Source organism: Streptomyces sp. NPDC032940, from assembly GCF_040636935.1.
Classification (GTDB): Bacteria; Actinomycetota; Actinomycetes; order Streptomycetales; family Streptomycetaceae; genus Streptomyces.
This window is the reverse complement of record NZ_JBEZVJ010000001.1, coordinates 297,040-312,870: the sequence shown is the minus strand read 5'-3', so window position 1 is coordinate 312,870 and position 15,831 is coordinate 297,040. Positions and strand designations below refer to the sequence as shown.

The 15,831-nt window shown below is 72.3% G+C and carries 19 protein-coding genes; 8 read left to right on the top strand and 11 right to left on the bottom strand.

Features of this window, described 5'->3' with window-relative positions:
• Positions 1–14 precede the first annotated feature (14 nt).
• Entirely contained in the window at positions 15–254 is a 240-nt protein-coding gene (locus tag AB0E77_RS01440) for a hypothetical protein (protein WP_361563916.1), read from the top strand.
• 35 nt (positions 255–289) lie between these two features.
• A complete protein-coding gene (locus tag AB0E77_RS01435; RefSeq protein ID WP_361563913.1) occupies positions 290–1,594 on the top strand; it encodes a metallophosphoesterase in 1,305 nt (434 codons plus the stop codon).
• On the opposite strand, the gene AB0E77_RS01430 is transcribed toward AB0E77_RS01435, so the two are convergent.
• From AB0E77_RS01430 to AB0E77_RS01385, 10 genes are all read right to left on the bottom strand, one after another.
• A complete protein-coding gene (locus AB0E77_RS01430) occupies positions 1,585–2,331 on the bottom strand; it encodes a TetR family transcriptional regulator (protein ID WP_361563910.1) in 747 nt (248 codons plus the stop codon). The two genes, AB0E77_RS01435 and AB0E77_RS01430, sit on opposite strands and share 10 nt — an antisense overlap.
• A gap of 11 nt (positions 2,332–2,342) precedes the next feature.
• The gene (locus AB0E77_RS01425; protein ID WP_361563907.1) at positions 2,343–2,831 is read right to left on the bottom strand and encodes a DUF393 domain-containing protein; all 489 of its coding nucleotides are present in this window, start codon (positions 2,829–2,831) and stop codon (positions 2,343–2,345) included.
• Between the two features lie 4 nt (positions 2,832–2,835).
• A complete protein-coding gene (locus AB0E77_RS01420; protein ID WP_361563904.1) occupies positions 2,836–3,243 on the bottom strand; it encodes a hypothetical protein in 408 nt (135 codons plus the stop codon).
• Between the two features lie 121 nt (positions 3,244–3,364).
• On the bottom strand, positions 3,365–3,775 hold the full coding sequence (locus AB0E77_RS01415; protein ID WP_361563901.1) for a VOC family protein: 411 nt from the start codon (positions 3,773–3,775) through the stop codon (positions 3,365–3,367).
• 41 nt (positions 3,776–3,816) lie between these two features.
• The gene (locus tag AB0E77_RS01410) at positions 3,817–4,437 is read right to left on the bottom strand and encodes a Uma2 family endonuclease (RefSeq protein ID WP_361563899.1); all 621 of its coding nucleotides are present in this window, start codon (positions 4,435–4,437) and stop codon (positions 3,817–3,819) included.
• A 163-nt stretch (positions 4,438–4,600) separates the two neighbouring features.
• Complete coding sequence (locus tag AB0E77_RS01405) at positions 4,601–5,374, bottom strand: succinate dehydrogenase iron-sulfur subunit (RefSeq protein WP_356198049.1); 774 nt, start codon at positions 5,372–5,374, stop codon at positions 4,601–4,603.
• Complete coding sequence (gene sdhA / locus AB0E77_RS01400) at positions 5,374–7,128, bottom strand: succinate dehydrogenase flavoprotein subunit (protein WP_361563896.1); 1,755 nt, start codon at positions 7,126–7,128, stop codon at positions 5,374–5,376. Before sdhA ends, AB0E77_RS01405 begins: the two co-directional genes overlap by 1 nt.
• A gap of 19 nt (positions 7,129–7,147) precedes the next feature.
• Positions 7,148–7,642, bottom strand: a complete 495-nt coding sequence (locus AB0E77_RS01395; protein WP_361563893.1) for a succinate dehydrogenase hydrophobic membrane anchor subunit — start codon at positions 7,640–7,642, stop codon at positions 7,148–7,150.
• A gap of 8 nt (positions 7,643–7,650) precedes the next feature.
• A complete protein-coding gene (gene sdhC / locus AB0E77_RS01390) occupies positions 7,651–8,031 on the bottom strand; it encodes a succinate dehydrogenase, cytochrome b556 subunit (protein ID WP_361563890.1) in 381 nt (126 codons plus the stop codon).
• 180 nt (positions 8,032–8,211) lie between these two features.
• On the bottom strand, positions 8,212–8,763 hold the full coding sequence (locus AB0E77_RS01385; protein WP_361563887.1) for a 2-oxo-4-hydroxy-4-carboxy-5-ureidoimidazoline decarboxylase: 552 nt from the start codon (positions 8,761–8,763) through the stop codon (positions 8,212–8,214).
• A gap of 230 nt (positions 8,764–8,993) precedes the next feature.
• Here AB0E77_RS01385 and AB0E77_RS01380 point away from each other — a divergent pair, with 230 nt between their 5' ends.
• The 6 genes from AB0E77_RS01380 to AB0E77_RS01355 all read left to right on the top strand — a co-directional run bounded on the left by AB0E77_RS01380 (position 8,994) and on the right by AB0E77_RS01355 (position 14,664).
• Positions 8,994–10,622 (top strand): glycoside hydrolase family 20 protein, encoded by a 1,629-nt coding sequence (locus AB0E77_RS01380; RefSeq protein WP_361563885.1) that lies wholly within the window; start codon positions 8,994–8,996, stop codon positions 10,620–10,622.
• A gap of 100 nt (positions 10,623–10,722) precedes the next feature.
• The gene (locus AB0E77_RS01375) at positions 10,723–11,262 is read left to right on the top strand and encodes a hypothetical protein (RefSeq protein ID WP_361563883.1); all 540 of its coding nucleotides are present in this window, start codon (positions 10,723–10,725) and stop codon (positions 11,260–11,262) included.
• 86 nt (positions 11,263–11,348) lie between these two features.
• The gene (locus AB0E77_RS01370) at positions 11,349–11,924 is read left to right on the top strand and encodes a hypothetical protein (RefSeq protein ID WP_361563881.1); all 576 of its coding nucleotides are present in this window, start codon (positions 11,349–11,351) and stop codon (positions 11,922–11,924) included.
• 170 nt (positions 11,925–12,094) lie between these two features.
• Positions 12,095–12,511, top strand: a complete 417-nt coding sequence (locus tag AB0E77_RS01365; RefSeq protein WP_361564419.1) for a hypothetical protein — start codon at positions 12,095–12,097, stop codon at positions 12,509–12,511.
• Between the two features lie 327 nt (positions 12,512–12,838).
• The gene (locus AB0E77_RS01360) at positions 12,839–13,501 is read left to right on the top strand and encodes an RNA polymerase sigma factor (RefSeq protein WP_361563878.1); all 663 of its coding nucleotides are present in this window, start codon (positions 12,839–12,841) and stop codon (positions 13,499–13,501) included.
• Positions 13,501–14,664 (top strand): hypothetical protein, encoded by a 1,164-nt coding sequence (locus tag AB0E77_RS01355; protein WP_361563875.1) that lies wholly within the window; start codon positions 13,501–13,503, stop codon positions 14,662–14,664. The genes AB0E77_RS01360 and AB0E77_RS01355 overlap by 1 nt, the downstream gene beginning before the upstream one ends.
• Before the next feature lie 210 nt (positions 14,665–14,874).
• Here the strand turns inward: AB0E77_RS01355 and AB0E77_RS01350 are convergent, their stop codons facing one another.
• Positions 14,875–15,795 (bottom strand): L,D-transpeptidase family protein, encoded by a 921-nt coding sequence (locus AB0E77_RS01350; protein WP_361563872.1) that lies wholly within the window; start codon positions 15,793–15,795, stop codon positions 14,875–14,877.
• Between the last annotated feature and the right edge of the window lie 36 nt (positions 15,796–15,831).

Below are 15,831 nucleotides of genomic sequence, written 5' to 3'. Positions count from 1 at the left end.
GAGATACTGAGGGCATGAAGCTCAGCCGCCCCGTCTCCTGGTTCCTGCTCGCCTTCGGGGTGTGGAGCTGGATCATCTGGATCACTTTCGTCAAAAACCTGGTCAAGGACGGCAGCGGGCTGGCCTTCGACGACGGCGACCCCACGGCGTACTTCTGGGTGCACCTGCTGCTCGCGATCGTCTCCTTCGTATTGGGGACGGTCGTCGGGGTCATCGGGTTGCGTGGAGTGCGCGCACTGCGCCGAACGTCATAGCCTCACCGGCGGCACAACTGAGGGGATCCGACGGCATGGTGGTCGTCTTCGCGCTCGTCGCACCGGCCGTGGTGGGCGTCCTGGTGACGGCCAACTGGTACCTGTGGCGGCGCCTGTTCCGCGACACGACCCGGGCGCCCGGCACGGCACGCCGGACCGGCGCCGTGGTGATCGGCGGGGGCTGGGCGCTGGCCGTCGGCGCGCTGGTCGCCGAGCGCACCGGCGCGCCCTTCTGGCTCCAGCGCACCCTGGCCTGGCCGGGCTTCCTGTGGCTGGCCCTGTCGATCTACCTGCTGCTGGCGGTGCTCGCGGGCGAGGTCGTACGGCCGCTGCTGCGCAGGTTCCTGGAGCGGCGGGCGGCGCATGCGGGTGAGGTTCCGGCTCCCGTCGAGGACCCGGAGCGCGTGACGGCCGGCAGTGCCCTGCCCGGGACGCCCTCCGCCGAACCCGAACCCTCCGGAGAGCCCGAGCCCCCGTCCGGGTCCGCCGCCACGCCCCCGAGCCCCCTCGCCGTCCCCACCCGCCGCCTGTTCGTCTCCCGCGTCGTCGCCGGTGCCGCCGCCGCGGCGGCCGTCGGGACGGTCGGCTACGGCACGTACGGCGTGCTGCGCGGCCCGAAGGTGAAGCGGGTCACCGTTCCGCTGGCCAAGCTGCCGCGCGCGGCCCACGGTTTCCGCATCGCCGTGGTCAGCGACATCCACCTCGGCCCGGTGCTCGGCCGGGGCTTCGCGCAGACCGTCGTCGACACCGTCAACTCGACGCAGCCCGACCTCATCGCCGTCGTCGGCGACCTGGTGGACGGCAGTGTGAAGGACCTCGGCCCGGCGGCGGCGCCGCTGTCCCTGCTCAAGGCCCGGCACGGCGCGTACTTCGTCACCGGCAACCACGAGTACTTCTCCGGCGCCGAGCAGTGGGTCGCCGAGGTGCGCCGGCTCGGCCTGATCCCGCTGGAGAACGCCCGCACCGAGCTGCCCCACTTCGACCTGGCCGGCGTCAACGACGTGGCCGGCGAGGACGAGGGCCAGGGCCCCGACTACGCCAAGGCCCTCGGCGACCGGGACCGGGCCCGCGCCTGCGTGCTCCTCGCCCACCAGCCGGTGCAGATCCACGACGCCGTCGACCACGGCGTCGACCTCCAGCTCTCCGGCCACACCCACGGCGGCCAGCTCTGGCCCGGCAATCTCGTCGCGGGCGCCGCCAACCCGACCCTCGCGGGTCTGGAACGCTACGGCGACACCCAGCTGTACGTCAGCCGGGGCGCAGGCGCCTGGGGACCGCCCACCCGGGTGGGGGCGCCGTCGGACATCACGGTGATCGAGCTGGCGTCCCGTCAGGCCTGACGGGAGGACTTCTGGGCCGAGGGGTCGGGAAGCGCCTTGGTCATGCCGGGCAGGAAGTCCGTGAACAGCTCGTGCACCTCGCGCACCAGCGGGCGCAGCACCCGGAACCGGGCCAGCGCGACACCCCGCGCGGTGAGCCGGGCTCCGCGCTCGGCGAGCCGGTAGCTGCGCTCACGCCCCGGGGTGCGGTCGAAGACCCAGTAGAGGACCAACCCCATCTGGGAGAGCCACATCAGCTCGGGCAGGATGTCCCGCAGCTCCTCGGGCACCTTGGTCTTCGTGCCGGCCAGCACCGCGCGGTGGACGCTGATGGCCTCCACGCGCGCGTGCTCCGACTCCGGGGAGAAGGGGCTGAGCGGGCTGTCCGGGTCGGCGGCGTTCTTGAAGAACTGCACCGCGAACTCGTGGTACGGCGTCGCGATGTCCAGCCACACCTTCAGCACGCCGGCGAGCCGCGCCTCCAGGTCGGTCTCCCGCGCCAGCACCTCCCGGACCGCCGCCTGGTGCTCGGCGGCGATCCGGTCGTAGAAGCCCTGGATCAGGTGCTCCTTGCCGGCGAAGTAGTAGTACGCGTTGCCGACGGAGACACCGGCCTCCTGGGCGATGGCCCGCATGGTCGTCCGGTCGTAGCCGCGTTCCTGGAACAGCCGCATGGCCGTCTCCAGGATCAGCGCGCGGGTCTGCTCGGACTTGCTGAGGGGGGCACCGTCGTCGGGGCCGTCGTTCTTCGCAGGCACAGGACGAGAGCCTAACGAGTGACGCAGGTGCCGTCGTCACAGCCCGGCCCGGTGTACAGCCACCCCAGCCGCGGCTCGTACACCCACCCGTCGGCCCGGCGGTATCCGTCGCCGCCCCACCGCCGCTGCCCCTCCCGCCACTTGGCGGCGGCCAGGACGGCGCCCCGGGCCAGCCGGGCCCCGGCGGGCGTGGCGAGCCGGTGGGCGAGCCTGCGGTACTTGCGCAGCGCCCACAGGACGACGATCCAGGCGGCGGCGCCCCGGTAGACCTGCCCGGCGTCGCCGACGGCGGTGACCTCGTCGAGGGAGGTGCCGTGGTCGAGGCCGGGGAACCGCCGGCGGGCCTCGTCCGACCCCGCGGGGACCAGGTCCAGCGGGACCAGCCGGGGCTGGCGCAGCAGCCAGTCCCGTACGTGGGTGCACAGGGAGCACTCGGCGTCGTAGAGGACGGTGAGCCGGCGCACGGGGGCGCCGGTCGTCGTCCCGGGAGCGGGGGCCATCGGATCAGGCCCCGGCCGTCGGGGCCACCCAGCCCTGCGGCGGGACCGGCGGGACCTGCTCGCGCTCCATCATGCCGCGCCGCCGGATCCTGTTGAGCACGTACACGTTGGCCAGGTGCATCACGCCGAGCACCAGAAGCACCACGCCCAGCTTGGTCGACAGCGCCTCGAAGATGCCGCGGGTGTCGGTTATCGTCTCGTCGTCGCTCAGGTAGAGGGCGACGAAGCCGAGGTTGACGAGGTAGAAGCCGACCACCAGGAGGTGGTTGACGGCGTCGGCGAGCTTCTCGTTGCCGTGCAGGACGTCGCCGAGGAAGACCCGGCCGTTGCGGCTGAGCGTGCGGGCCACCCAGACGGTCAGACCGATGCTGACGACCAGGTAGATGACGTAGGCGATGACGGTGCGGTCCATGCCCCACCCCTTCTTGAACGCGTTCAAAACGCTGACAGGGATGACTGTAGACCTGCTTTTGAACGTGTTCAACTCGGGGGTGGAGTGGCCCCCGTCACGCGATCGGTGGCCGCGAGGGGGCCTACGGCCGGCGGCCCAGCTCCGGGCGCTTGGTGTAGTCCGTGAGACCGATGACGTTGCCCCACGGGTCGGCGAACTCGACGGTCCAGCCGGTGGCTACGGGGAAGGGCTCGTCCAGCGGCGCGATGTCCGACGCTCGCAGCGCCGTCGCCGCCCTGCGGGCGTCGGGGACCTCCAGCCACACCCGAGCGGAGGGCCACAGCGGCGGGCGCCGCCCGAACTCCTCCTCGGCCCGCAGCAGGACGCCGGGCGTCTCCCCGCCGACCTTCAGCAGCGCGATCCCGGCCTCGTCGAGCCGGAAGGCGACCGGGAACCCGGCCCGCTCGTAGAATCCGACGGCCTCACCGAGGTCCCCGACGGGCAGCAGCACGTTGTCGAACCCGAGCAGTTCGTACGACTCGTCATCTGACATGGCGTCAGGCTAGGACGCTCATCGCCCGGAACGGCTGATTGTCATCCCTCGTCGGGCGCGCTCTTCGTCCGTCCGGCGGCAAGAATCTCCGCGACGTCCAGCGTGACCTCGGCACCGAGGGAGCCGGGGAGGGTGACGTGCTCACCGGGGGAGTGGACGCGGTGGGTGTAGTAGTCGGCGCAGTCGGGGTCGGTGAGGACGTGGAGCCGCTCGTGCTTGCGGTCGACGATCACGTAGACGGGGACCATGGCGGCGGCGTAGGCGGTGACCTTGGCCCTCAGGTCGTTCTTCCAGTTGCTGGAGGTGACCTCCAGGACGAGACGGAAGCAGACCGGGTCGTAGCAGTTGTTCTCGACGAGGTGGTCGTCGATGTCGGCGTCCACGATCGCCAGGTCCGGAATGGCGTAGTCCTCGGCGTCGGTGGGCAGCCAGAGACCGATGCCCTGGTGTACTTCGGTTTCGCCGTCGTCAAGGCCCGCAGCGATGAACGGGCGCATGAGTTTGGTGAGGGCCCGCGAGTGCGGAACGTCGGGGGGCGGGCTCACGAGGAGCTGGCCTCCGATGATCTCGACGCGGTAGCCCGGGTTGCGGTCCATGAGGCGGTTCGCCTCCGCGATCAGCGGAAGGTCGCCGCGGGGCAGCTCTACGGATGCTGCGGACATCGCGTGCCTCCTGGGGGCTGGTGTCGAGAGCATCATCGTAGGCCGGACCGGGCCCGCGGGGCCCTTCATCGGCCCTTCACCCGAACGTGTGGCATATGCCAGAGGGCCCCGCTTCCAGGGGAAACGGGGCCCTCACCGGCCTACGGCGGCGAACCGACGGACGTCAGAAGCGGCGCGTGATCAGCGCCCGCTTCACCTCCGCGATCGCCTTGGTGACCTCGATACCGCGCGGGCAGGCGTCCGTGCAGTTGAAGGTCGTGCGGCAGCGCCAGACGCCGTCGCGGTCGTTCAGGATCTCCAGCCGCTGCTCGCCGGCCTCGTCACGCGAGTCGAAGATGAAGCGGTGGGCGTTCACGATCGCGGCCGGGCCGAAGTACTGGCCGTCGTTCCAGAACACCGGGCACGAGGACGTGCACGCCGCGCACAGGATGCACTTGGTCGTGTCGTCGAAGCGCTCGCGGTCCTCGGCGGACTGCAGGCGCTCGCGCGTCGGCTCGTTGGTGTCCTTCGTGATCAGGAAGGGCATCACGTCCCGGTACGCCTGGAAGAACGGCTCCATGTCGACGACCAGGTCCTTGAGGACCGTCAGGCCCTTGATGGGCTCGACCGTGATCGGCTTCTCGGGGCTGATGTCCTTGATCAGCGTCTTGCAGGCCAGCCGGTTCTTGCCGTTGATCCGCATCGCGTCGGACCCGCAGATGCCGTGGGCGCAGGAACGGCGGAAGGTCAGCGTGCCGTCCAGGTCCCACTTGATCTTGTGAAGGGCGTCGAGGACACGCTCCTTCGGGTCGATCTCCAGCTGGAAGTCCTGCCAGGTCGCCTCGGCCGAGACCTCCGGGTTGAACCGGCGGACGCGGACCGTGACGGTGATGTAGGGGGAGTCGGCGAAACCGGGCTCGGGGGCCTTGTCGCTCTTCTCCATGACAGGGGTAGCCATCAGTACTTACGCTCCATCGGCTGGTAGCGGGTCTGGACGACCGGCTTGTAGTCCAGACGGATGGACTCGGTGCCGTCGTCGCCCACCTCGCGGTACGCCATGGTGTGGCGCATGAAGTTGACGTCGTCGCGGTTGGGGTAGTCCTCGCGGTAGTGACCGCCGCGGGACTCCTTGCGGGCGAGCGCGGAGACCGCCATCACCTCGGCCAGGTCGAGCAGGTTGCCCAGCTCGACGGCCTCCAGCAGGTCGGTGTTGAAGCGGCGGCCCTTGTCCTGGATCGCCACGTTCTTGTAGCGGGCGCGCAGCTCGGCGATCTTCTCGACAGCCGTCTTGATCGTCTGCTCGGTGCGGAACACCATGACGTTGGCGTCCATGGTCTCCTGCAGCTCGCGGCGCAGCTCGGCCACCCGCTCGTTGCCGGTGGAGGTGCGCAGCCGCTCGATCTGCTCGACGACCAGGGACTCCGGGTTCTCCGGCAGCTCGACGAAGTCCGCCTTCTGCGCGTACTCCGCGGCGGCGATGCCGGCCCGCTTGCCGAACACGTTGATGTCCAGCAGCGAGTTGGTGCCCAGGCGGTTGGCGCCGTGCACGGAGACGCAGGCGACCTCGCCGGCCGCGTACAGGCCGGGGACGACGGTGGTGTTGTCCGCGAGGACCTCACCCTCGACGTTGGTCGGGATGCCGCCCATGGCGTAGTGCGCGGTGGGCTGGATCGGGATCGGGTCCGTGTAGGGCTCGATGCCGAGGTAGGTCCGCGCGAACTCCGTGATGTCGGGCAGCTTGGCGTCCAGCTGCTCCGGCGGGAGGTGGGTGAGGTCCAGGTAGACGTGGTCGCCCTCGGGGCCGCAGCCGCGTCCCTCGCGGATCTCCGTGTAGATGGAGCGCGAGACGACGTCACGCGAGGCGAGGTCCTTCATGACCGGCGCGTACTTCTCCATGAAGCGCTCGCCGTCCTTGTTGCGGAGGATGCCGCCCTCACCGCGGGCGCCCTCCGTCAGCAGGATGCCCATGCGCCAGATGCCGGTCGGGTGGAACTGGAAGAACTCCATGTCCTCCAGCGGCAGCCCGCGCCGGTACACGGCCGCCTGGCCGTCACCGGTGAGCGTGTGCGCGTTCGACGTCACCTTGAAGAACTTGCCGGTGCCGCCGGAGGCGTAGATCACGGACTTCGCCTGGAAGACGTGGATCTCGCCGGTCGCCAGCTCGTAGGCCACCGCACCGGCGGACTTCTTGACGCCGTCGACCTCGGTGATCAGCTGGTCCAGGACGTAGAACTCGTTGAAGAACTCCACGCCCTCCTTGACGCAGTTCTGGTACAGCGTCTGGAGGATCATGTGGCCGGTGCGGTCGGCCGCGTAGCAGGAGCGGCGGACCGGGGCCTCGCCGTGGTTGCGGGAGTGACCGCCGAAGCGGCGCTGGTCGATCGTCCCGTCGGGCGTCCGGTTGAAGGGCAGGCCCATCTTCTCCAGGTCGAGGACCGAGTCGATGGCCTCCTTCGCCAGGATCTCGGCGGCGTCCTGGTCGACCAGGTAGTCACCGCCCTTGACCGTGTCGAAGGTGTGCCACTCCCAGTTGTCCTCCTCCACGTTGGCCAGCGCGGCGGCCATGCCGCCCTGCGCGGCGCCCGTGTGGGAGCGGGTGGGGTAGAGCTTCGTCAGGACGGCGGTGCGGCTGCGCTTGGTCGACTCGATGGCCGCGCGCATGCCGGCGCCACCGGCGCCGACGATGACGGTGTCGTACTTGTGGATCTTCATGATTCTCGCAGCCCCGTGCCTAGCGGATGTTCGGGTCGAAGGTGAAGATCACCAGCGTGCCCAGCAGGATGGTGAACACCGTGGCGGTGTAGAGCAGGCCCTTGAGCCACAGCCGGGTGTTCGCGCGCTCCGCGTAGTCGTTGATGACCGTACGCAGACCGTTGGTCCCGTGCAGCATCGCGAGCCAGAGCATCAGCAGGTCCCAGACCTGCCAGAACGGCGAGGCCCAGCGGCCGGCCACGAAGGCGAAGCCGATCTTGGAGACGCCGCCGTCCAGCACCAGCTGGATGAGCAGGTGGCCGATGACCAGGACGACCAGCACCACGCCGGACAGGCGCATGAACAGCCAGCCGTACAGCTCGAAGTTGCCGCGCGTGGACTTCGGGGTCTTCTTGGTGCGCTGGCGAGGGGCCTCGATCAGCGGCGCCGGGTTGTCGACCGTGTAGAGGGAGGCGCCCTCGACGGGGCCGATACCGGAAGCGGTCTTCTCAGTGGTGACTGTGTTTTTCGACATGCTGCGCGTCAGCTCCCGAACAGTTCACGAGCGGCGTGGCCGAGGACGGGGTAGATCGCCCCGAGCATCAGCACGACCCAGAGGGCGACGACGGTCCACAGCATCTGCTTCTGGTAGCGGGCGCCCTTGGCCCAGAAGTCGACGGCGATGACACGCAGACCGTTGAGCGCGTGGAAGAGGATGGCGGCGACGAGGCCGTATTCCAGCAGCGCGACGATCGGGTTCTTGTACGTGGCCACGACGTTGTCGTAGGCCTCGGGGGACACACGGACGAGCGCGGTGTCCAGCACGTGAACGAACAGGAAGAAGAAAATGAGGACGCCGGTGACTCGGTGAGCCACCCAGGACCACATTCCTTCCCGGCCGCGGTACAGCGTTCCAGCCGGCACGGAAATTTCCTCCGGGAGCGGGGATTGGGGCCGCGCCGGCTTTCCTTGTCGGTCGGGCCCGGCCGGGTACGGTCCACCGGCCCCCAGCATGGTAGCGACGGTTGCCTGCGGCGCTTACGGGGGGCCTGGCTATGTGATCAAAGTTGCACTCAAAGGAGCAGTGGGGCGAGTGCCGACGGGTCAGGGGGTGGGGGTTTGTCTCGTATGCCGGGTGGGAGCCGCCCGGGGCCGGTCGCGCGGTTCCCCGCCCCCCTGGAGGCCGTCGGCCAGTCTGCCTTTTGCCAGGCGCCGGAGTTCTTCGGCTGCCATGAGGCGCTCCTCGTCCGGATCGTTTGCCAAACGTGACCGGATGGCCGCCAGGACGTGGTCCAGGGCCTCGTCGGCATTCAGGCCGTCCAGGCAGATGACGAACGCGTGTCCGAAGCGGCTCTCGTACGCCGTCGTCGCCGCGGTCAGCGCCGTGTGGGCCGCCGCGTACGTGTCCTCCGGGAGGGCGGGGAGGGCCTCGGACCGGAGGGCTTCCGCCAGGTCCTCCGGGCTCAGGTCGTACGCCGCCTCGTCGGCTGCCGCGAGGAGGGACGGGAGGTCCGGATAGGGGCGGTGGGCGGCCAGGCGGTGGGCCCAGTCGTGGCTGTTCAAGCAGGTCAGGAGGGTCTGGACGGCCTCGTCGGCGGGGGCCGTGTTGAAGCGCTCCAGGGGTGAGGGCGCCGTCGGCGTGGCGCGGGTTTGCACCGGTACCGGTATGGCGACTCGGCCGGTGAGGTCGGGGAGACGGTGCACAGGCAGCGTGGGTCCTTGTGGGCGTCACGTGTGTGTCGGCAGGGGATTGTGCGAAATATGTGGCGACACGTTATCGAGAGAGGGCATCGCATGTCCGTACGCTGCCCGAATTTCACCCGAACGGGAGAGTTTCGGAACATGTGGTGGACGCATGACGGAGTCGGCGGCCTTAGGTTGGCGCTGTGAGCCAGCACGGACGCCGGACACCGGCGCGCAAGGTGAGGCAGCGGGCGGTGATCGCCGGTACGGCGGTCGCGGCGCTCGGCGTGGGAGTCGGCCTGTGGGCCACCGACGGCGACGGTGACGGCGGGCCGGCGGGCTCCGCGTCGCGGTCCTCCGAAGGGGCGGCCGCCCCTTCCACCTCGCCCAGCCCGAGTCGCTCCTACGCCCTGTCCGAGGAGCCGCAGACCGTGCCGGCCGTACGGCGGCACACCCCCGCCCGCGGCCCCGGCTGGCAGCCAGGCCCCGGGCACCGGGTCGTCGTGGCCGACCCCTCCCTCGCCGACGAGGGCAAGCTGGTCGCCGGCGAGCTGGGGATGACGTACGCCGGTGAGCAGGACGACGCGCGCGCCGGGGACCTGCGGCTGGAGGTCGGGGGCGACAAGAGCGCGAACCCGGAGTCGTACACCATGACCGTGCGCGACGGCCGCGTCACCGTGAGCGGGCCCGCCGAGGCGGGCGTCTTCTACGGCACCCGCACCCTCAAGCAGGAGGTGGACGGCGGCGGCACGGCGCCGGAGGGGGTGGTGAAGGACGAGCCGGCCAAGCCCAAGCGGGGCTTCATGCTCGACATCGCCCGCAAGCACTACGACGCCGACTGGATCAAGGACCGGGTCCGCGAACTGGGCGACCTCAAGTACAACGAGCTGGGCCTGCACTTCTCCGACGACCAGGCCTTCCGCATCGAGTCCGACTCGCACCCGGAGATCGTCTCCCAGGACCACCTGACCAAGGCCGAGGTCAAGGAGATCACCGACCTCGCCGCCTCCCGGCACATCACCGTCGTCCCCGAGATCGACTCGCCGGGTCACCTCGGCGCGGTGATCGCCGCCCACCCCGACCTCCAGCTGCGCAACGCCCGGGGCACGGCCACGCGCGGCGCGATCGACATCTCCAAGCCCGAGGCCGCCGAGATCGTCGACGACCTGCTGGACGAGTACGCCGACCTCTTCCCCGGCTCCCAGTTCCACCTGGGCGCCGACGAGTACCAGGCGCTCGTGGTGCCGGACCCCGAGGCGTCCTACCCGACCCTGGCCGCCGCCGCCCGCAAGGCCTACGGCTCCGGCGGTACCGTCGCCGACCTCACCACCGGCTGGCTCAACGGCCGCGCCAAGACCGTCATCGCCCACGACCGCACCCCGCGGGCCTGGAACGACGGCTTCTTCAAGGACACGTCCGTCGAGCCCCTGAAGGACCTCAAGGTCGCCTACTGGACCGGCAAGGAGATCGGCGCCCGCCCGCCCGCGGAGTATCTGAGCGCGGGCCGCCAGGTCCTCAACTACAACGACGAGTTCCTCTACTACGTGCTCGGCCAGCCGCAGACCTTCGTCTACCCGACCGGCCAGCGCATCTACGAGCAGTGGACCCCGCGCGTCCTGCGGGGCACCGCGCCCGTCGACGCGAAGTACGACGACCAGATCCTCGGCGGCAGCTTCGCGGTCTGGGGCGACATCCCGAACGCCCAGACCCAGGCCCAGGTCGCCGCCGGCATCCGGCTGCCGCTGGCGGCGACGGTCCAGAAGCTGTGGGACCCGGACAAGCCCGAGCTGTCCTGGGCGGAGTTCAAGGCGCTGGCCGGCCGGCTCGACTGACCCGGGGTCCGGGCCGGATTGCCCCATACGGCTGCGAACTCCCGTACGGCTGTGGTGATGTTTGGGCGAGCCGAACCGACACGCCGGGGGGAGCCGGGACATGGGCTACTGGGGCTATTTCGTCGTGGGCCGCGCCGAGCGGCCGCTCGCCGAGCTGGACGCGCTCGCGGGTGCCGCGGACATGACCCTGCGGGTGACCGCGCCGGACGGCTGGCAGGTGTGGGAGCACCCGGGCGGCGACGGGGACGTCGGGAACATGAACGACCTGGCCGCGCAGACCGGCGCGCCCGCGCTGTTCGGGTACGTCATGGACAGCGACTGCGTGGTCGTGGAGGCGGCGGCGCCCGCCGGCGGGGCGTGGACGACCTGTCTGGTGCGGGCCGCGATGGCCGGATACCTGGGCGCCGAGAACGAGGGGCTCACGCTGGAGGACTACTTCCTCGAGCCCCGCGACGCCGCCGAACGCGCCGTCGCCTGGGCCGCCGAGGCCGGGCGCACGGCGGACGCCGGGGAGCTGGCCGACGTCCTGGCGGCGGATCCGGCGGACGACGCGGCTCCCGGTGCCGGCCCCGGGACGGCCCCCACCGCCGAGGACCTCTTCTTCCGCTTCCTCGACCGGCTCGGCGTGGTGCCGCTGTGACACTCGCGGGCCGTCGCACGCAGTAAGGGGAAGTGCGGGCTCCGTGGTGGAGCGCGGGCCGGGGCGGTAGGACGAGGAGGCGCCGGATGAGTCTGGTGGAACTGATCGCGCAGGCCGACACACGCGGGCTCGCCGCGAGCGGACTGGCCTGTCTGGACCGCTGCCTGCCCCTGCTGGACGGCGACGACGACGTGCTGCGCCCGGTGTGGGCGACCCTCGCCGAGCCCGACGCGGACATGGGCGGGGAGGGGTCCGTCTGGGCGCAGGCGTGGGAGCAGGTCCGCGGCAAACTCGCCGGGCCCGACGCGGCTGACGAGGACGAGGCCGTCCTGCTGGCCCGGCGGATGCTGGCCGCCGCCCCGGCCAAGTGCTCGGCCGCGGAGATACGGGCCTGGGCCGACGCCTGCTCGGTGGCGTCGCTGCGGATCCACCGGCTCCTCGACCCCGCGACCGAGGGCACGGGCGGCGACGACGTCGGCCGCGAGGAGCCGGCGCAGGGCGCCTCGCCGCTCGTCGCCGCCGAACTGCGCCGCCAGGTCACCGTCCTGGAGCTGCTCGCGGGCCACGGTCCGGCCGGGCTGCGCGGCGCCCTGGACGCGTCCACGGAGGGGCGCCGGGTGCTGCGGGCGGTGGTGTCCCGCAGGGCACGCGGGCGGGGCTGACGGCGGCCGGACTGTGACCGTCCTGCGGGGACGGCGCGGCGGTGCTGCGGCGGACGTGGGGAAGGTGGGGCGGTCCTGCGCCGGTTGCGGAACCGCGGGCGGAAACCTGTGACGAAACACCGCCGCACGACGCTCTTGCGGATGTGACGACTGTGACCAGCGAAGCGACGGTGACCAGCCAGACCACTTCCCCGGCCCCGGGCACCGACCCGGCGGCGAACCGGCCCTGGGCCGCCACCCGCCCGGTGCGGTGGGCCGCCGACACGGTGGCCGTGCTGCGCGAGGGCGCGCGGCTGCGGCTGGACTACACGCCCCGGAGTCTGTGGCGCGTCGACCGCATGATCGAGGGCATCCGCGGCGAGGGCGCCCCGTACGCCGCGGTCGAGACCGTGCTGCGCGGGCTCGGCGCCTACGCCGGTGAGGTGATCGCGCGCGAGAGCGGCGCCGAGTGGTGGGCGAGCGGCGGCGACCACTGGATCCGCACCCACGACGGCCGCCTGTGGGACCCGATCGACGAGGCCCGCCGCTGCTTCGCGGGCGACGGATCGCTGCGGCTGCTGTGCCGGGAGGCGACGAAGGGCCGCTGACCCCTGCCCCGGGCGGCCAAGGCAACGGCCGGGGCCGCCACCCCCCACAGGAGAGGCCCCGGCCGTCGCGCGGCACGGGCCGCGCGGCGACCCGTACTCCTTACAGCGCCGCCGATGCGTTTTCTGTCACACCTCACCGCGTCACGGGTTAGTTGCGTCTTGTACGGCAATGCGATGAGGACATGGACGAGCGGCGGTTTCAAGACGTAACGTGCCTTTCGCGCCGACCAGCGGTGGACCACCGCGACCACCCATGGAGGAACACGACGGCGAGTATCCGGTCCGCGAGAGCGGCGCCGGCCCAAGGCGCAAAGAGAGGCGCGTTCGGTGCTGGGGGACGACGCGGAGCTGACCGCCGCGGTGCGTGCGGCACAGGACGGGGACGAGACCGCGTTCCGGACTGTGTACCGCGCAGTGCACCCGCGGTTGCTCACATACGTGCGGACGCTGGTCGGTGATCCGGACGCCGAGGACGTGGCGTCCGAGGCGTGGCTGCAGATCGCCCGTGACCTGGACCGCTTCGAGGGCGACGCGGACCGCTTCCGGGGCTGGGCCGCGCGTATCGCCCGCAACCGGGCCCTCGACCTCATCCGGATGCGCGGACGCCGGCCGGCGATCGGCGGCGACGAGACGGAGCTGACCGGCAAGCCGGCCGACTCCGACACCGCCGGCGAGGCCCTCGAGGCGCTGGCCACGGACAGCACCCTGTCCCTCATCGCGCGGCTCCCCCAGGACCAGGCCGAGGCGGTCGTCCTGCGGGTGGTCGTCGGCCTCGACGCCAAGAGCGCGGCCGAGACGCTGGGCAAGCGGCCCGGCGCCGTCCGCACCGCGGCCCACCGCGGTCTGAAGCGCCTGGCCGAACTGCTCGGCGGCGAAGCGGAATCCACCGGGGTGCTCGACGCCCTGCCGCCCCAGCGAGAACCAGGCCGCCGTGCGGCGACGTCCGCGACTGTGACGCATACGCGCGCGCGGACGCAGAAGGACATGTGATGGCCGACGAGCAGGACGGGTGGCTGGACCGCGAGACGGCGGAGACCTTGCTGCGCGGAGAGTCACTGGAAACTGTCGACCCCGCGGTCCGCGACCGGGCCGAACGGCTCGCCGGGACGCTGGACGCGCTGGCGGCGTACGCCGCGCCGGCCGCCGGAGAACTGCCGGGCGAGACCGGTGCGCTGGCCGCCTTCCGCAAGGCGCGCGCCGACGACGCGGCGCGGTGGGCCGACGTGCCGGCCGCCCGCGGCCACGGCACCGCGGCGGCGTCCTCCGACGCCGGGCTGATCCGCATCGGTCCGCGGCGCGACGAGGCCCGGCGCTCCCGCTGGGGCCGTCCCCTGCGCCTCGGACTGGCCGCCGCGCTGACCGCCGGCATGGTCGGCGGGGTCGCGGTCGCGGCCGGAACCGGAGTCCTGCCGACCCCGTTCGGCGGCACCGGTCCCGACCCCGCCGCCACCGCGTCGTCGGCGGCGACCCCCGACCGCCCGCTCGGCTCGGCCTCCCCGCTGGACGGCCTGCGGGACGGGTCCACGCCCGAGGGTGCCGCGCCCGGCCCCTCCGCCGGCGGTACCCCGCGCGCGGAGACGGGCGCCGCCGGCGGCGTCCCCGACCGGGGCCAGGAGGCCCGCGACCGGAAGCCGGACGCCGCGGACGGCCGACGGCGGGAACTCACGTCCTGCCGCGACCTCGGCGCAGGCAAGGCGCTCGACGGCGCCCGCAGACGCGCGCTGACGGAGGCGGCCGGCGGTTCCGCACGGGTGGACGCGTACTGCCGGCGCGTCCTCGCCGGCACGGGCGCCACGACCCGGGACCGGACCGGGGGTCGCGTCGGGGACGCCGTGGAGGGGATCCTGGGCGGGACGGCGGGCTTCGGCGAGACCCGGAAGGGCACCGGAGGCAAGAGCGACAGCGGCGACAGCGGCGGCCGGGACGACGACCGGGGCGACCGGGACGGCGGTGGCCGGCAGAGCGGTGACGACCGGGGCGACGACCGCGGGGACGAGGACGACCGCGGCTCCCGCACGGCCCACCGCGCCGACGGGGCCGGGACGCCACGGCCGGCCCACGCCACGGGCGCGCCCACGGCCCTCCTGCCCCTGCCGGGCCGGCTGCCCAAGTACGCCGCGCAGCAGTTCCCGGGACTTGGCAATACCGCCTGACCTGCGTTTTCCCGAGCCGACGGAACTTTTCCCGCCGTAGGTGTGACACTTTCGGCCGGCCGGGCGCAGTACTGAGTGAGCCGACTGGTCATCGGCTTCCCGCACTGAGCCGGGGTTCCCCCCGTACCTACGGCTCGTGCACCTCGGCGCGGGCGGGACACGTTCCCCCGGTCCCGCCCGCGCCCCCCACCACCACCACCACGCGCCGGCTCACCGGTACACGACGACCTTGTCGCCGTTGCGCACCCGCGCGTACAGGTCCGCGACCGCCCCCTCGTCCCGCACGTTGACGCACCCGTGCGAGGCCCCCGCGTAACCACGGGCGGCGAAGTCGTACGAGTAGTGCACGGCCTGGCCCCCGCTGAAGAACATCGCGTAGGGCATCGGCGCGTGGTAGAGCGTCGACCAGTGGTGACGGGACTTCCAGTAGACGTGGAAGACGCCCTCCCGGGTCGGCGTGTACTGGGAGCCGAAGCGCACCGCCATCGTCGACAGCGTCCGCCCGTCGACCATCCAGCGCAGCGTCCGGCTCGACTTGCTGATGCACAGCACCCGCCCGGTCAGACAGCGCGGGTCGGGTGCGGCGGCCGGCTGCCCGCCCATCGCGTACAGCTGCCACTTGCCCGGCTCGCGCGTCATCGCCACCAGCCGCTGCCAGGTGACGGTGTCCGTGCGGCCCGTGCCGGGCAGTCCGCGCTTGCGCTGGAAACCGCCCACCGCGCGCTCGGTCACCTCGTCGTACGTCCCCGTCGGACCCCCGGCCAGCCAGCCGATCTGGCGCAGCCGCGCCTGGAGTTCGCGGACGTCCCGGCCCGTGGCGCCCCGCGACCACAGCACCCGCGGCGCGGGGCGGGCGGGCGGAGCGGCGGTCGTCCGGCCGGCGGACGGGGCGCGCTCGGACGGCGCGCCGCGGGTGGTGCCGGGTGCCGCAGAGCGCCCCGCGCCACCCGTCCCGGCCGCCGGTGCGCCGCCCGCGCCCTCGACGCCGGGTGCCGGGCGGCCGGTGCTCCCGCTGCCCGGCGCCGTGCCCGGGCCGTCGATGCCGGGGCCCGTCACCGTGCAGCCGCCCGCCGCCAGCACGGCGCCGAGGACGCAGGCGACCGCGCCCGACCCGTACCGCTTACTCCTCATGCCCCTCATACGCATCACAGTCCCCGCCGCCTCACG

Bases quoted from the DNA above. Each gene is read 5' to 3' on its own strand.
- AB0E77_RS01440 (WP_361563916.1), top strand. From the start codon at position 15: ATGAAGCTCAGCCGCCCCGTCTCCTGGTTCCTGCTCGCCTTCGGGGTG.
- AB0E77_RS01435 (WP_361563913.1), top strand. From the start codon at position 290: ATGGTGGTCGTCTTCGCGCTCGTCGCACCGGCCGTGGTGGGCGTCCTG.
- AB0E77_RS01425 (WP_361563907.1), bottom strand. From the start codon at position 2,831: ATGGCCCCCGCTCCCGGGACGACGACCGGCGCCCCCGTGCGCCGGCTC.
- AB0E77_RS01420 (WP_361563904.1), bottom strand. From the start codon at position 3,243: ATGGACCGCACCGTCATCGCCTACGTCATCTACCTGGTCGTCAGCATC.
- AB0E77_RS01415 (WP_361563901.1), bottom strand. From the start codon at position 3,775: ATGTCAGATGACGAGTCGTACGAACTGCTCGGGTTCGACAACGTGCTG.
- AB0E77_RS01410 (WP_361563899.1), bottom strand. From the start codon at position 4,437: ATGTCCGCAGCATCCGTAGAGCTGCCCCGCGGCGACCTTCCGCTGATC.
- AB0E77_RS01405 (WP_356198049.1), bottom strand. From the start codon at position 5,374: ATGGCTACCCCTGTCATGGAGAAGAGCGACAAGGCCCCCGAGCCCGGT.
- sdhA (WP_361563896.1), bottom strand. From the start codon at position 7,128: ATGAAGATCCACAAGTACGACACCGTCATCGTCGGCGCCGGTGGCGCC.
- AB0E77_RS01395 (WP_361563893.1), bottom strand. From the start codon at position 7,642: ATGTCGAAAAACACAGTCACCACTGAGAAGACCGCTTCCGGTATCGGC.
- AB0E77_RS01375 (WP_361563883.1), top strand. From the start codon at position 10,723: ATGGGCTACTGGGGCTATTTCGTCGTGGGCCGCGCCGAGCGGCCGCTC.
- AB0E77_RS01370 (WP_361563881.1), top strand. From the start codon at position 11,349: ATGAGTCTGGTGGAACTGATCGCGCAGGCCGACACACGCGGGCTCGCC.
- AB0E77_RS01355 (WP_361563875.1), top strand. From the start codon at position 13,501: ATGGCCGACGAGCAGGACGGGTGGCTGGACCGCGAGACGGCGGAGACC.
- AB0E77_RS01350 (WP_361563872.1), bottom strand. From the start codon at position 15,795: ATGAGGAGTAAGCGGTACGGGTCGGGCGCGGTCGCCTGCGTCCTCGGC.